The sequence below is a fragment of the Bacillus sp. J41TS8 genome (genome assembly GCF_018333035.1).
In the GTDB taxonomy this organism is placed as follows: Bacteria; Bacillota; Bacilli; order Bacillales; family Bacillaceae; genus Bacillus; species Bacillus paralicheniformis.
Genome location: NZ_BORF01000004.1, coordinates 160,119 through 175,623, shown reverse-complemented (window position 1 = coordinate 175,623; position 15,505 = coordinate 160,119). Strand labels below are relative to the sequence as shown.

General features: G+C 44.6%; 14 protein-coding genes. 3 read left to right on the top strand and 11 right to left on the bottom strand.

Features of this window, described 5'->3' with window-relative positions:
• Positions 1–2: 2 nt before the first annotated feature.
• The 6 genes from KI350_RS07835 to KI350_RS07810 form a co-directional block, all read right to left on the bottom strand.
• Positions 3–1,811: an ABC transporter ATP-binding protein gene (locus tag KI350_RS07835; RefSeq protein ID WP_023857006.1), complete on the bottom strand. Its 1,809-nt coding sequence runs from the start codon at positions 1,809–1,811 to the stop codon at positions 3–5.
• Positions 1,805–3,736, bottom strand: coding sequence for an ABC transporter ATP-binding protein (locus tag KI350_RS07830; protein WP_236808622.1), 1,932 nt, complete (start codon positions 3,734–3,736; stop codon positions 1,805–1,807). Before KI350_RS07830 ends, KI350_RS07835 begins: the two co-directional genes overlap by 7 nt.
• A gap of 42 nt (positions 3,737–3,778) precedes the next feature.
• Positions 3,779–5,779 carry an asparagine synthase-related protein gene (locus KI350_RS07825; protein ID WP_059230868.1) on the bottom strand — a complete coding sequence of 667 codons (2,001 nt, stop codon included), beginning with the start codon at positions 5,777–5,779 and terminating at the stop codon, positions 3,779–3,781.
• On the bottom strand, positions 5,776–6,240 hold the full coding sequence (locus KI350_RS07820) for a lasso peptide biosynthesis B2 protein (protein WP_059230870.1): 465 nt from the start codon (positions 6,238–6,240) through the stop codon (positions 5,776–5,778). Before KI350_RS07820 ends, KI350_RS07825 begins: the two co-directional genes overlap by 4 nt.
• Positions 6,240–6,512 carry a PqqD family peptide modification chaperone gene (locus KI350_RS07815; protein WP_003186189.1) on the bottom strand — a complete coding sequence of 91 codons (273 nt, stop codon included), beginning with the start codon at positions 6,510–6,512 and terminating at the stop codon, positions 6,240–6,242. Before KI350_RS07815 ends, KI350_RS07820 begins: the two co-directional genes overlap by 1 nt.
• Before the next feature lie 358 nt (positions 6,513–6,870).
• Positions 6,871–7,503: a response regulator transcription factor gene (locus KI350_RS07810; RefSeq protein ID WP_020453360.1), complete on the bottom strand. Its 633-nt coding sequence runs from the start codon at positions 7,501–7,503 to the stop codon at positions 6,871–6,873.
• Between the two features lie 172 nt (positions 7,504–7,675).
• Here KI350_RS07810 and KI350_RS23510 point away from each other — a divergent pair, with 172 nt between their 5' ends.
• The gene (locus KI350_RS23510; protein WP_423734433.1) at positions 7,676–7,792 is read left to right on the top strand and encodes a lariocidin family lasso peptide; all 117 of its coding nucleotides are present in this window, start codon (positions 7,676–7,678) and stop codon (positions 7,790–7,792) included.
• Positions 7,793–7,892: 100 nt separating this feature from the next.
• Here KI350_RS23510 and qoxD read toward each other — a convergent pair whose 3' ends face one another.
• The 5 genes from qoxD to galE form a co-directional block, all read right to left on the bottom strand.
• Positions 7,893–8,258, bottom strand: a complete 366-nt coding sequence (gene qoxD / locus KI350_RS07805) for a cytochrome aa3 quinol oxidase subunit IV (RefSeq protein ID WP_059230872.1) — start codon at positions 8,256–8,258, stop codon at positions 7,893–7,895.
• A complete protein-coding gene (gene qoxC / locus KI350_RS07800) occupies positions 8,258–8,872 on the bottom strand; it encodes a cytochrome aa3 quinol oxidase subunit III (protein WP_059230874.1) in 615 nt (204 codons plus the stop codon). The genes qoxD and qoxC overlap by 1 nt, the downstream gene beginning before the upstream one ends.
• 14 nt (positions 8,873–8,886) lie before the next feature.
• Positions 8,887–10,836: a cytochrome aa3 quinol oxidase subunit I gene (qoxB, locus tag KI350_RS07795; RefSeq protein ID WP_025810604.1), complete on the bottom strand. Its 1,950-nt coding sequence runs from the start codon at positions 10,834–10,836 to the stop codon at positions 8,887–8,889.
• A 17-nt stretch (positions 10,837–10,853) separates the two neighbouring features.
• Positions 10,854–11,822, bottom strand: coding sequence for a cytochrome aa3 quinol oxidase subunit II (qoxA, locus tag KI350_RS07790; protein ID WP_116758563.1), 969 nt, complete (start codon positions 11,820–11,822; stop codon positions 10,854–10,856).
• Between the two features lie 472 nt (positions 11,823–12,294).
• A complete protein-coding gene (gene galE, locus KI350_RS07785) occupies positions 12,295–13,284 on the bottom strand; it encodes a UDP-glucose 4-epimerase GalE (RefSeq protein ID WP_020453364.1) in 990 nt (329 codons plus the stop codon).
• Positions 13,285–14,082: 798 nt separating this feature from the next.
• On the opposite strand from galE, the gene KI350_RS07780 reads away from it, so the two are divergent.
• A complete protein-coding gene (locus KI350_RS07780) occupies positions 14,083–14,232 on the top strand; it encodes an anti-repressor SinI family protein (RefSeq protein WP_059230877.1) in 150 nt (49 codons plus the stop codon).
• Positions 14,233–14,769: 537 nt separating this feature from the next.
• On the top strand, positions 14,770–15,333 hold the full coding sequence (locus KI350_RS07775) for a flavodoxin family protein (protein ID WP_059230879.1): 564 nt from the start codon (positions 14,770–14,772) through the stop codon (positions 15,331–15,333).
• Positions 15,334–15,505 lie beyond the last annotated feature (172 nt).

The following is a 15,505-nucleotide window of genomic DNA, read 5'->3' as shown; positions in this document are numbered from 1 at the left end:
CTTTACTGCGCGTATTTTTCAGCCTGCAGGCGATACAGCTCTGCATACTGGGCCTGATTTTTCATCAATTCTTGATGGGTGCCGGCCTCCGCTACCCTTCCTTTTTCTAAAAATACGATGTGATCGGCAAAACGGGCCGTGCTTAACCGGTGCGAGACAATAATGACTGTTTTGCCTTGCGTCAGCTTTTGCAGCTTATCAAATATCTCTTCCTCAATAAACACATCCAGCGCAGAGGAGGGTTCATCGAATATCAAAATGTCGGCAGACTCATCACGCATAAATGCGCGGGATATGGCGATCCGCTGCCATTCTCCCCCCGACAAATTCCTGCCGCCGAACAGTCTGCCAAGCTCTGTTTCATAACCGTCTTCAAGCTTATGTAAAAACTGATCCACTCCGCCGAAGGCCGAAGCACTTTTTATTTTAGCCAAGTCGGTGCAAGAAGAAATGTCGCCCAAGCCGATATTGTATTTCAATGTCATTTCGTACCGCAAAAAATCCTGAAACACAGCTGCGGCATTTGACCGGTAATGTTCAATATCATACTTATAAAGTGGTAAACCATTATAAGAGATCGTGCCTTGATTAGGATCAAAATAACGCAGGAGCAATTTAACGAGTGTGCTTTTGCCTGATCCATTTTCTCCCACGAGAACGGTCGTCTTATTCAATGGAATATCGAGCTTATGAATATCAAGAACCGTTTTGGTTCCATCATAAGAAAATTCCACTTGATCACATGTAAATCCTTTTTCCTTTTGAGCAGCTGGCGCGGTTTCCCCATTTTCCATGCCATTTTTGCTGTTTAAAAAAGAATGAACATTTCCGAGGTGCCTCGTTTCTCTTGCACCGATCGCAAACGCAGCGAACATTTCATTGATTCCTTCGTTGAACTGAACCGCGGCTCCGATAAACAGCATCACATCCCCGATGGACAACCGACCATAAAAAGCCTGGTGAACGATGTAAATCAGAACGGCACCTGCGGCCAAAGATTGTAATACCGACCAGAACAGCTGATACAGCGCCAGTTTTTTTTGATCGTTGGACAGCGTATGGAGGAGCTCCATCGAGGTGTTTTTATAAAAAGACTTAAAAAAAGGAACAAGATTGTATATCTTGACCTCTCCGGCTGTTTCAGACATGAGAGGGACACCTGCATAATATTCCGCGCGCCGTCTCAGTTCCTGAACCTCTTTCCGTCCTTCAAAGGTCGCGTTGTTTAATTTCGCCTCCCAGTACAGTTTAGGAACGGCCAATATGAGAAACAGCAGCGGCACCCACGGTGCAGACATGCCGATCAGTAAACTGCTGGCTGCAATCATCACCATTCCGCCGAAGGTTTGAGACACGATGGAAACCCACATCGTGACAAAATATTCATTATAGCGGATGATTTGTGTATTGGTATGAAAAGATGCGTCTTCAAAAGCCGCGATATCAGGAATGGAAATTGCCTTTTTCATGAGCATTTCATCAAGATAAGCTTCGAGCTTGGCGGTAAGGAGCCTTTTCTGCATTTCAGCCACAGGCTGAAGGGCATCTACGATCAGCGTAAAAGCAATGTATGCAAAGGCCGCCCAAACAAGCGCATTCCAAGAAGACAGCTCAAACGGCGCCCGTGCAATCTCATCGATCACCTCTGCACTCAGCCAGACTAGGAGCGGTCCGAGCATTGCATTCAGCAGTGTAATAAAAAATAGAACAGCCGACTTAAAAGGGTCGCAGCGCCAAAACAACGATAAACCATAAAAGATGATGGAAGCGGTTTGAGGCAGCTTTTTGAAAAAGGAACAAAACTTCAGCAATATACCTCATCCTTCCCCTGAAACGATTTGGCCTGCATGCGGAACATTCTGCTGTATTCCCCGTTCTTGTCCATAAGTTCCTGATGGCTTCCCTCTTCCGCAATTCTTCCGTTTTTCAAAACCAGTATGCGGTCAGCCATTTTTACCGTACTGAACCGATGGGAAATCATGATCACCGTTTTTCCCTCTGTGAAGCTGTGAAATTGCCGGAAAATATCATACTCAGCCCGAATATCCAAGGCTGCGGCAGGCTCGTCCAATATGACAAGCCCGGCATCTTTCATAAACGATCTGGCTAAAGCAATCCGCTGCCATTGGCCTCCAGAAAAATCGGTACCGCCCCATTCAGGGCCGATCATCGTTTCCAGCCCTTCAGGCAAATCCTCGATCATCGGTTCCAGCTTGGCAGCCCGGGCTGAGGCGCGAATTTTTTCCTCATCACCTAAAGCTTCCGTTCGGCCTACCGCGATATTGTACCGGAGTGACAATTCGTACTTACCAAATTCCTGAAACACGACCGCCATCTTGTTTCTCAGCTCTTGAAGATCGATCTTGCGGATGTCTTTGCCGTTCACTTTAATCTCACCCTCATCATATTCATAAAAACGGCAGAGCAGTTTGATGAGCGTTGTTTTCCCCGATCCATTCGCCCCTACAATGGCAATTCTTTCGCCCGGTGATACTGAAAAACTGATTCGATTCAGAACATCGCCTGTGCGCATGTCATCTGATTCAGGCTGCTCGTCGTGTTCCCCCAGCTCTTCATCCTCAAGCTCAGCGAACATATCCAAATCTTCCTCATCTGCATCCGCATCAGCTTCATTTACCTGGGGGCACGCAGCCGCTTCTCTGAAAGGATAGCGGAAGGTTACATTTTTGAATTCGACTGCCAGCGGTCCTGCGTCCCCGAGAGATTCGCCATTGGAAGGAAGCCTGATATCCTTTTCAGCGTTCATAAAAAGAAAAAAGTCTCTTCCCATTCTCCATATATCCAACGTGTCTGCACCTTCTTTGGCGATATCCCGGAGAGCCGTTGATAATTGAAACACAGCTCCCAAGTACAGCGATATATCCCCCACAGAAAAACTGCTTGAATGGGATTGGGACAGAATCCAAAAGTACCCCAAACCCGTTCCCGCCCCAGATAAGAATCCCGTTAAAACCGACCAGCGTGCACTTCTGATCTGAATGTTCCGCAGCACAGAATATAAGCCTTTAAAAGCAGATTGATATAAATCAAGAAAGAAAGACCCCAGGCCAAACAGGCGTACTTCTTTAGCGGATCGTCTCCCGAGCAGAATGTGGCGCGCATATGCGGCTCTCCTTCTGACAGGGGCGTAATCCTTGTGATATTCCCACTCCAATTCATTATAATGATTATGGACAAAAGCGAATGGAGCGGTAGACAAAATAAGGATGAAAGCAAGGACGGGCGACAGATAGGCGATGATCAAAACGACACCCGCCAAAGACATAATGGCAGTCACCAAGTTGGAACTGATATTAATGAATTGGGAAGGAAGCCATGTCGAACGATCCCGCAGCGTTTCCAGCCGGTCCCTGTATTTTGGATCCTCAAAAAAACGCATCCCCGGAATGCGGTCAAAAGCGTCGATTAACAAACTGTTGACTGTGATCATCGATCTCTCAGAAAGCATGGCCTTTACCCATTTTTCCAATGATTTAACGACACTGATCATGACTAAGCTTCCCGCATAAATGACAGCCCATATTTCAGCATGGATGACGGCTTCCTGCTCGACAATGCCGTCGATCATTTGCTTTGAAGCGTACAATTGGATTAAAGGGGCTGCGGCTTCGATCAGCATAAAGAAAACCATGCAAATCATCAGCCACGGGCCGGATTTCCAGACCATTTTTCCAAGCAGGCCCGCCGTTTCCAGCGGCTCTTGGATATGCTTCATCTTCCACACATGCTTCACCTTCATTTTCTTTACCTATTGTGGTCATTGATACGAGTATATTTTGGCTTTCTCCGGCGTATTGACGGTTTCGATATCAGCCATGACCCTTGGTTTTCCCGGACGGCTCCGAGCGAGAAGGTGATCCTTTCCCTTTGATGCTTCCCTGAGCCATATTTCCAAGTCAATGACAGATCTCATGTACTGATAGCCCATGCCCAGATCATTATTTGGATCTTCAGAGCGGATAGCCATAGCCAGCAAGTGTTTCCACCATATATCGCGCTTAATGATACCGAGTTCTTCAACGAAGACGCGCTCCCCCGGTTCAAAAAGCTGAAGGACGTGTCTGCGGTCATTCATAAAGCTTTTCCTGGCCATATGGGCATATGTTGTTTTCGTTGATCTGTTATATACATAGGACGGCAGGATATCGGTGAAAGATTTGCGAAGAAGCATTTTAGAGCCGGCATAATGTTCTTCAAGCCCTTTTAATACATCAAAATGCTGTTCAGGCGGTACGGAAAATGAAAATTCGATCAGCCGCCGATCCAAAAACGGATGGTACGTAGGCAATGTCACACCCACAGCATCCATGTACCTCGCTCTCGGCCACAAAAAGTCAAAATGAAACCTCTTCCCCCACACTGAGAGCTTCCGGCTTTTTCGATAGCGAAGATGATCTTCCTTATTGATCTCCCGTTCTCTTTTTTGGTGTTCTGCAGTAAAGTATTCAGGCAGCTCATATTCCGTATCTGACCACAGGAGGTCATAATAGAGCTTTTCACCGATGTAAGGCATGAAAGGGGCGACTCCGTATTGCAATCCGAGCTTCAGCATCTCTTTCACGCTGCCGCCTGACCATTCGCGAAGCAATTTGTAGATTTCAGAAAAACGTCTCTGGCGAAGCAGAGAATCGATCACTGACACTTCTCCGCTAAAAATGAAATCCCCGCCCTCACCTGTAAGGACAGACGAAGCACCATACTCCTCAGCGATCACTGTAAAAGTCTCATTAACCAGTGAATTGGCTCTCGGATCAGGACCGTCTACAAACCAAAGCGGATCACGCCCGATTTCCGCGTTAGGAATTTTAGCTGTAGCGTCTCCAAGAATAATCAGGCCGGGGATGTCCATATCTCGCATCATATTTTTCACAAGGTCCCTGTCATGGCTTAAAATCATGTCGGGATCGGCGAATGATATGTTGACGGCCAGCAGCTGTTCCTTGCATCCGCCTGCGATTGCGGCGGCGGTTACGGCAGCTGAATCCAGTCCGCCGCTTAATTCGACAATATGCTTTTGATCTTTTAAACGATCTGCTGTCACTTCCTGAAGAAGCTCCCGAAACCGCGGAACAGCATCTCCGGCAAGATCTTTTTCGTTTAACAGCTGCGGAAGTCCCCAATAGCTGTGCACGTGAACCGCATGATCCCTACTGAGAAAAGCGTAGGAGGCCGCAGGCACTTTGCGTATTCCTTTGAAAAACGTCCGATCTTCAAAGCCGTTTTCTCCCACAGCGAAGCCTGAAGTGGGAAACATTCTGCACACATCTTGATCGATGATAAAAGGAATATCATGAACGAGCAAAAGGATGCGCATGTCATTCGCTGCAAACCATTCTCCTTTCGGACTGACCCAGTAGTAAACCGGACGGGTTGCGTATGTATCCGTCGCCAAAACAAGACTATGCAGACTGTCATCCCACCACATCATTGTAAACTCGCCATGCGAGTGAGACAGTATGGCTGCTTTGTCCTGCCGCAATGACGCGTACAGCTTGTCATCATGTTCAATCTTTCTGGTGCCATCCGATTTTGCGTTAAGACCGCCGCTGATCCAGCCGTCTAAGATGACGGGGTGCAAAAGGTTTGCTTGAGCCGAAGGTCTAAAAGCTTCATCGTATCGAATATACGCTTCAGCCATGTTTGCGATCCCGCCGCTGTAGCTGTGAATCTGTTCCGCCCGCCCCCATTTTTTGACGGCCGAGACCCACTCTTGCCATGCAACGGTGTTGTCTCCCTGCATTCCAAACCATATTTTCATACTAGAGATAACACCCACCTTTCAGCATAAGCGCTCATCTTATACGTCTGTAAAACTTTTAAATTCTTATTTTTATGATTCGGGTCAATTGAATTGCCGTTTTCCATCTGAACCCAAGCATGAGAAAACAGCTTGTCATCGATTTTCTTGACACCGATCACGAGACTGGCATCAGACCCATTGCTGAATAAAATAGATTGAATTGTTAATGCGATAGAAACGCATGAAGTAACTAAATGGTCGTCTTCATCAAGCGAATACAAATATTCGCCGTGGCGGTGCAGTTCGTCTGTAGCAAGCAGCCCTGCACCTCTTTGCTGTGCACTCGCATACAGCGGAAACAGATGGATCGCAATTTTTTCATAGGCTTCTTCAAAGTCATGATTTAACAGCATCATACGTACAAAAGCATGAACGGTTGTAAAATACTCATGATTTTTGACAGGCGCTCTCTTTTTCATCAGCTTTTGTCCTCTATTTTAATCAGCTTATGATGTGTCAGTTCCTGTATCGCCTCATTTAAAATCGCTGACAATTCTTCCTCCGTCTGATCGAACGCCGATTGCCACTTGATCAGAATATCTTTTTTATCCTTTCGTTCATTTTCAATTTCGATCCACAGCTCTTTTAAAGCCCCTTCCAATCCGAAATACTGCCCGTTGTCCAGGTTTAGAACGATGCATTCATTCTCCAATACGGTTGTCGCCGTCTCTTGATTTCGAATAATTTTCAAAGGTTAGACCTCCCCGGTATGCATGATTTCAGAAAAATAAAGGAGAAGAGAGCCGGTAAGCTCTCTTTTAGCACTTTATTGATGATGTTCTTTCCACTCCCAGGCGAATGCCGTTATTTCTCGGCGCTGGAGCGTTTTAAAAAGAGCCTGCAACGCGATGATACCCCTGAATTTACCAACTGATCACATGAATCAGATTATCACAGGACAATATCAAAAAAACCGCAAAAAACTACCGAAAACCGACATGATTAGCCAACTGCATCAATGGGCCATTATTACGGGATTTATTCGGAGGAAAAAGAAAAAGAGAGCCTATCGACTCTCTTTTGCAGGGAAAAACGAATATATACCTTGTTTAAGCTTTCTGCTTGATCAAATTAAGCATCGTTCCTTTTTTTACTGCGCAGTAGCGCGATGTTACTTTAAGCTTTTTATAGATTTTGCTCAAGTGATACTCTACGTTGCGCGTCGACATTTGTAAGTCCGCTGCGATCTCTTTATTTGTTTTACCGCTGGCTACCTTCTGCAAAATATCCAGTTCTGTGTCTGTCAAATGCTCGTCCACCGCAAGATCGGAGTCGAGCCTCAGTTTTTGCAGCAAGCCGTCGGGAAATAACACAGCCCCTTTTAAACACAATAAAATACTCGAAGCAATCATGCTGTCTGTATACGATTTATCGATAAACCCTTTGACTCCGGCTTCGATCAGCTTATTAAAATATGAGTGGATTTCATCTCCCGAAAACATAATGATAATTTTGGATTGAGGTGCGATTTCAAGCGTTTTAAGAGACAGTTCCAACCCGTTCATCCCCGGCATTTTTAAATCATAAAGAAAAACGTCTATATGTACCTCTTGATTTTTTAAGAGGTCGAGAGCTTCATTTCCTTCGTGGCAAACGATGACATCCATATTATATTTTTTTAATATTTCCTTCATTCCGGATGTCAAAACTCTGTAGTCGTCTACTAACAACACGCGAATCATCAGTAACACTCTCCTTAAGTCAGTTTCCTCCGAACAAATACCGCAATAAAAACCCCATGAATAGAATTGAAGGATGATGTCGGGTTTTTCGTGCCTTTTTGTGGTTTTTACCACTTTATTCTATGATAGCATGAATATGTAATCAACTGGAAGTAATAAGGAGGTGACACAGATGCGCAAATTGGAAACTGCCCAAGTTAAAAACTATGGTACATTCCTGACTGTTACTCTTTCTAAAAAAAGCAAGCCGGGCGACGGCAAATTCGGCCGCGGCGTAAAACGCGGTTAAGAGTGTATGAGAAAGAGAGCGCGCGCGGCTCTCTCTTTTTCCGTTCAGCAACCAAAAAAAGAGTGCGGATCGTTGAAATCCGCACTCTTTTGCCAATCAATTAATGTCCGCTGTGCTCAGAATGTTTTGCACCTGGAGAACCGCCCTCAGGGTTGTCTCCGTGATAGTTGTGAGCAGCGAAGATCCAGACGGAACCAGCAATAATCGCAACCGCAATAAATGCGGCAAACAGCGTATTCCCGACTTGGATTTTGCCGCTGTCACTTTCAGTCATGTGCATAAACATTAAGAGCTGAAGTCCAGCTTGGATGATCGCAAAACCGAAAATAATCCACAGCTTTGCAGCCATGCTTAAATCCGTATAAATCACCCACAAGGCCAATAAGGTCAGCACAATGGACAACACGAACCCGACAACATGCTTCCAAGGAAAGTGGCTGTGTTCAGCCGATTGTTTTGCCGCCATTATACATTCACCAACCCTATCAAATAGACACCGGTAAAGATGAAGATCCATACCACGTCTAAGAAGTGCCAATACAAACTTGAGATAAACAGCTTAGCAGACGTTTGCGGGGTTAGGCCGCGCTTTTTCGTCTGAAGCAAAATGCCGATAATCCAGAAGATACCGATCGATACGTGCAGTCCGTGCGTTCCCAAGAGAACAAAGAAAGATGACCAGTAAGCACTTGTCGATAAAGTGGCACCTTCGTGTACATAATGATTGAACTCATAAAGCTCATAGCTGACAAAGCCAGCACCGAGCAACAGGGTAATGATCATCCAGATCATCACGCCTTTCAAACTGCCGCGGCGCATCTCATGCACTGCGATGCCGCATGTGAAACTGCTCGTTAACAGCAGGAACGTCATGATTAAAACGAGCTTTGCGTCGAACAGTTCTGCCGGCAGTACGCTCCCCGCTGTTCTGTTATGAAGAACAGCATAGGTCGCAAATAACGTAGAGAATAAAGCAATCTCCGCTCCAAGAAAAATCCAAAAGCCAAGGATATTCAACCTTCCGATTTCAGAACGGTATTCCATAGGAGCGTTAGAATTGCTGTGTTCTGCATGTTCCATCAATCCCGCCTCCTTTACTTGGCATTCTTTCGTTCAGTCTCTTTTATTTCCTCAACACTTACATAGTAGCCGTCGTCATATTCAAATGAACGAAGAATCATACAGAGGAATACACCGATCAGACCGACGATTCCCATCCAGAACCATTCAAAGACAAGCCCGAATCCAGCAAATCCGAAGCATAATGACATGAGAAACGGACGGCCTGAATTGCTCGGCATATGAATCTTTTTAAACTTGCTTTCAGGATGAATCTCGACATTGTCTTCCTTCATTTGCGCAAATGCGTCAGGTGATGTGACCTCAGGCAGAACCGCAAAGTTATAGTGCGGCGGGATCGCAGAAGATGTAGCCCATTCAAGCGTACGACCCATTCCCCAAGCATCTCCTGATTCTTCGCGTTTTGAATGACGGAAGCTGTAGAAAATGTTGTAGCAGAGAACGATGAATCCTGCGGCCATCAGCAATGCGCCGAATGTCGCAATCATGTTCAATGCAGTCCAGCCGTCTTCTGCTCCGTATGTGTAAATACGGCGAGGCATTCCTTGCAATCCAAGGAAATACATCGGGAAGAAACAGATGTTAAAGCCCGTCATGAACAGCCAGAAGAACCATTTTCCGATGCGTTCGTTCAGTTTGTGACCGAACATTTTCGGATACCAGAAGATCAATCCGGCGAAACATGCAAACACAGTACCCGCGATCAGCACATAGTGGAAGTGCGATACGAGGAAGTATGTGTTGTGATATTGATAATCCGCAGCTGCCATCGCAAGCATAACGCCCGTAACACCGCCGATGACGAAGTTCGGAATAAATGCAAGCGACCACAGCATCGGCGTAGTGATTTTGATTCTGCCTCGATGCAGCGTCAACAGCCAGTTAAAGATTTTAACCCCGGTCGGCACCGATATCGCCATCGTCGTAATCGAGAAGAACGAGTTGACTGCCGCGCTGTTGCCCATTGTGAAAAAGTGGTGCAGCCAAACGACGAAGCTGAGAACCGAAATGGCAACAATTGAATAAACCATTGCTTTGTAGCCGAACAGCTGCTTTCTTGCGAATGTCGCAATGATTTCTGAAAAAATACCGAAAGCAGGCAAAATCACGATGTAAACCTCAGGATGTCCCCAAATCCAGAACAAGTTCGCCCACAGCATCGGCATACCGCCGTTCGCCAAGGTGAAAAAGGCTGTTCCGAACAAGCGGTCAAATGTCATCAGCGCCAAAGCCACTGTCAAGACAGGGAAGGCGAAAATGATAATCACACAAGTGATCAGCGTTGTCCAAGTGAACATCGGCATCCGCCATAGGGTCATGCCTTTTGTACGCATTTTCAGGATGGTCACCATAAAGTTAATCCCGGTGAGAAGTGTACCGATACCCGCGATCTGAAGTCCGAGCAAGTAATAGTTTTGCCCAGGCCCAGGACTCAGCTCATTGCCTGCAAGCGGCATGTAAGCCGTCCATCCTGCATTCGGCGATCCGCCGATGACGAATGAAATATTAAACAGCATCGCTCCGACCATGAAGGTCCAGAAGCTCAAGTTGTTCAAATACGGGAATGCAACATCGCGCGCACCGATTTGGAGCGGTACGACGACGTTCATTAATCCAATAAGAAACGGCATCGCCATGAAAATGATCATGATCGTACCGTGTGTCGTAAACACTTCATTATAGTGGTTGGAATCTAAAAAGCTGTTATTAGGAAGCGTGAGCTGGGCACGCATCATTAACCCGTCGACACCGCCGCGGAAAAACATAATGACTGCGGCAATGAGGTACATGATTCCTAAACGTTTATGATCGACGGTGGTAATCCATTCTCTCCAAAGCCATTTCCATTTTTTGAAGTATGTCAGCACAAATACGATTGCAATGGATGTAAGCAAAATGGAAATCTGTGCTCCAAGAATTAATGGGTCACCTGTAATTATGAATTCGTCCCATTTCAAATTCATGCAAGCTTCCTCCTTTCCTAGTGAGTATCTTGGTCTTCAGATTGTTTTTGATCTTTGTTTGTCTTCACGTTTTCAAACGGATCTGATTTTGAGTGCGGAGACAATGGTTTATAGCCCAATCTTTCGCGGGCTTTAATGGCGTATTCCGCATCATTTCCGTGGTTAACGTACTTCAGGTGTGTCGATGAGAACGTCATTTCGTCCGCATGCTGAGGAAGCATCAGTTCATCGTACTGGCTTTTCGTCAGCTTAGGAGCTTCTTTCTGCGTTTTCTTCACCCAGTCGTTAAACTTGCTTTCAGATACCGCTTTAACATCAAACTGTTGTTCTGCAAAACCTTCACCTGTGAAGTTTGCATTTCGGCCTTTATAAGTACCCTCATGGTCTGCCTGCAAATATTGCTCCATTTCCATTCCGGACATGGCATATTTTTGCCCGCCAAGCTGCGGAATCCACAGTGATGCCATAGAGTCGGCAGATGAGATTTTAAACAAGATCGGTCTGTCTGTCGGGATATTCAAATAGTTGACCGTTTCGATATCCTGTTCCGGGTAGCTGAATACCCATTTCCAATCGACAGATGTTGCATATACGACCAAAGGTTCCTTGTCCTTTGATGCTTTTGGAGCCTCTTCTAGAGAATAAATTGTTTGAACTGTCGGCACTGACAGCGCAATAACAATTAAAATCGGAACCACTGTCCAGACGATTTCTAAAAATGTATTGCCTTCTACTTCCGGGCTGTAAGGAGACTTTCTGTCTTTACGCTCACGGTATTTCACAATCATCACAGTAAAAAGGACAAATACGACCGCTACGATAAACAGCATAAATCCAATCGATAATAGAATAAGATCTCTTTGCTGCGAAGCAACCGGTCCTTTAGGATCCAATACCGCGATTTGACTGCAGCCGCCCAATAAAAAAACGGAGGAAAGCAGAGTCAGCATAATCAGTGGTTTAAATGCTCTGAACAAGAGGATCACCATCCTTCCTTAAATGATGTCTAAAATTTGGTCAGAATATCTAAGATAAAAGGATTCTGAAAAACTTTTTTCTTCTACCTTGCTATGCTATCAAAATCTTCACCAATTAGCCTTATTTTTTTCGATTGTTCACCTTTTTTTCACCCGAATGTCACAAAATCGTCAAAATTTGTTCATGATATTATGAATAACGAAGGAAATAGACTGGTAATTTTTTAGTTCTTTTTACACACATAGCAAGAGCTGACAAATCCCTCTGGAACAAAAAATCTGTCAAATTTAGGTTTACCACAATAAAAAACTTTGGTCAATCATTAATTTAACATTGTTAAATTTTTTCATAGTGAATCATTATCTTCCCCCATTCCTTTTCCCTGTTGACAACACGCTTTAAACTTCAACACATCAAAAAAGAGCTTCCTTCTGTAACTGAAAGCTCTTTTTCATCCTATTTAATAAGCGTTATCGCATTTTAGCTTTGATAGCCGTTCGGATGTGCTTTAAACCACTTCCACGCGCTGTCAATGATCGTTTCCAGCTCGGCGTATTTCGGCTGCCATCCCAGTTCTTTCACTGCTTTTTCCGAAGAGGCGATCAGCTGTGCCGGGTCTCCTGCACGCCGCTCTGCAACCTCCGCCGGTATCGGGCAGCCTGTCACTTTCCGGGCTGTTTCAACGACTTCTTTGACCGAGAAGCCCGTGCCGTTTCCGAGATTGTATACGGTGCTTTCTCCGCCCTTTCGAAGCCTTTCGACAGCGAGGATATGCGCGTCGACCAGATCCATTACATGAATGTAGTCTCTGATGCACGTGCCATCTGCAGTCGGATAGTCGTCGCCAAAAATCATAATCTTGTCGCGTTTGCCAAGCGCGACTTGAAGAATGATCGGGATCAGGTGCGTTTCAGGCTGGTGATCCTCGCCGACCAATCCGTCTACATGCGCCCCGGCAACATTAAAGTAGCGAAGAACGACATGACGGATTCCGTATGCTTTTTCAGACCACTTCAGCATTTTTTCAATAGCAAGCTTCGTTTCCCCGTACGGGTTTGTCGGATCCGTCGGATCTGTTTCCATAATCGGCACCCGATCCGGTTCTCCGTATGTTGCAGCCGTTGATGAGAAGACAATTTGCTTCACATCGAACTCTTTCATGACCTTTAACAGGCAAACGGCTCCGTAAACATTGTTGTCATAATATTTGAGAGGATCTGTTACGCTTTCTCCAACCAATGAATCGGCCGCGAAATGCATGACAGCCTCAATCTCGTTTTCCTGAAACACTTTTCTCAGGAATGCTTCATCACGCAGATCTCCATTATAGAAAGAAGCTCCCTTTAAAGCCGCCTCTTCATGTCCAGTTTGCAGGTTATCAATAATCACGACTTCTTCATTGCGGCTTAACAGTTCCGCTACAGCATGGCTTCCAATATAGCCCGCCCCTCCGCATACTAATATTGCCAATTGATTTCTCTCCTTTCAGCGGCGTTATTCTTCTATGTTAAATCTATAAAACGCCTGTGAATCTCTTTTTCAATCCTAAGATGATATATTTGCTATTTCATTTTACCACCTTCAGCATTTTCCAGCTTGTATTTTCATCATTTCTTCAAATAAAAACTCGGGGTAAAACAAAATGAGAGACCCCCGTTCCATTAAATACCTTACAAGGAATAGTTCGGGTTTTTATCCATGACAATGGTTTTCTCTTGGTGAACTAACCGATTTTGAGGCAAAAGCTATACTTTTTTCACTGCATTTGAAACCAATGTTCTTTTTTTCCACTTAATGCTGGTCGAAAATAGTATTTTCGTATTACCCTTCTTTAACCCATACAGCAACTAAGCCGAAAGGACCTTCCCTACCCACCATGTCTTCATTCTAAATCATTCCTTGAAACCTTTGATTTTCCAATATTTCTAAACAATAATCTCTCAAAAAACCCTTTCTTATTTTTAGAATATTCAAAGGATATTCGGCTGCAATTGAGAAATTCTTAATAGGGAAAAATGATCATTTTTATTTGAATACTATCCAGTCAGTAATTGATTGTTTATTATTATAAGTAAGAATCTAAGTTTTTTTGGTTTTTTTAGTCAGTTATTTAGGGAATAGGTAGGTTTATCAATGATGACTTTGTGAATTTTTTATGAAATTTGTCATTGTTTTCACATGGCTGTTGTTTTATAACTTTTATTGCATCTCAAGGAAAAACCGTTTTTTCTTTGAGGTGAACAACGTCTTATCATATTGGAGGAAGCTATGAATACTCAAACGAAACACAAGTTGGACAAAGATTGGGTGATTTTGATGAAGGAGGCGAAAAAACTTGGGCTGCAAATTGAAGATGTGAAAGAATTCCTTCGCAGTCAGCCCATCCAAAGCGATGCTGAAAAACCGATAAGGCAATAAGCGTTTAGAAGCATCAGTTATCCAAAAAAACAGGCGGTTCTGTTGAATCTTGGTCTATCAAGATGATCCAACCGGCTGTTTTAACGAGTGTTTTAATTGATAATGACGTATTTGAGCAGCAGGCCTGCTGCCTGTGTATAGATTCTGTCTGCTCCATAGAAACGCGCGTTTTAAGGAGCAGCCTTACCTTTGCCCTGTACATAGGTCGTTTCATTTTTCCAGCTTCACTCTCTTAAGGGGTACCAGACCGGATTGATTAAGGCGTTTTAGAGGCATTGCTGACCAACGCTGACGCCAGCAGTCCCATACACTTTCTTCTGCATCGGTTTCGATTGCCTTTCTCCCGAAGGAGGGCGGAGCTTTTCGTCTTGATCCTTCTGATAACATCCTCAGGCTTCCTTTCCATCCTCTCTTTTCTGTTAAATTCGCCTCTATAATCGATTTTCCCGATGGTAAATATCTAAAATATCAATTTTACTGATGATTGTTGTTATCTTAAACTGAATTCATGACCGATTCCAAAGGAGGATGAAGAATATGGGGATAGCAGCAATCTGCGGAAGCTCCCGCGAAAACGGAAATACGGAAGAACTGATGAATCGATTAGTGGACGGACTTGATGCCGATAAGATATTTCTGCGAAACTATCACATTCAGCCGGTATCGGACTACAGGCACAGCAATACAGCCCCTTTTTACCCTGATGATGACTACAGAGACCTGATCAGCCGGGTGCTTGAGGAGGATATCCTGATTTTTGCCACTCCGATCTATTGGTACGGCATGTCGGGTCTGATGAAAAATTTTATTGACCGCTGGTCACAGACATTGATAGAGCACGGAAGATCTGCATTTAAACAGCAAATGGCGAAAAAAACGGTCTACGTCGCGGCTGTCGGAGACGATGATCCCCGCTTGAAAGGACTGCCGCTCATCCAACAGTTTCACTACATATTTGATTTTATGAACATGACATTCGACGGCTATTTGCTCGGCAAAGGGAACAAGCCCGGCGGCGTGATGACAGACCGGGAAGCGATTGCGTCTGCAAATGAACTGAGAAGGAAGCTGACAGAGGCGGAAACGGGGCGGAAGGCATGACAAATGAGAAGGTGAACAAACGGTTTCTTTTATGGAAAAAACATTTATTCGAGATGATCAGGTCTTTCATCTTATATAAATAAAACGCTGTGTGAAAATTGAAGAATAAATCCGGAGCTTGTTACATACCTTTGTTGTATCTTTTCAGACAAACACAAGGAGGGGCAAAGAA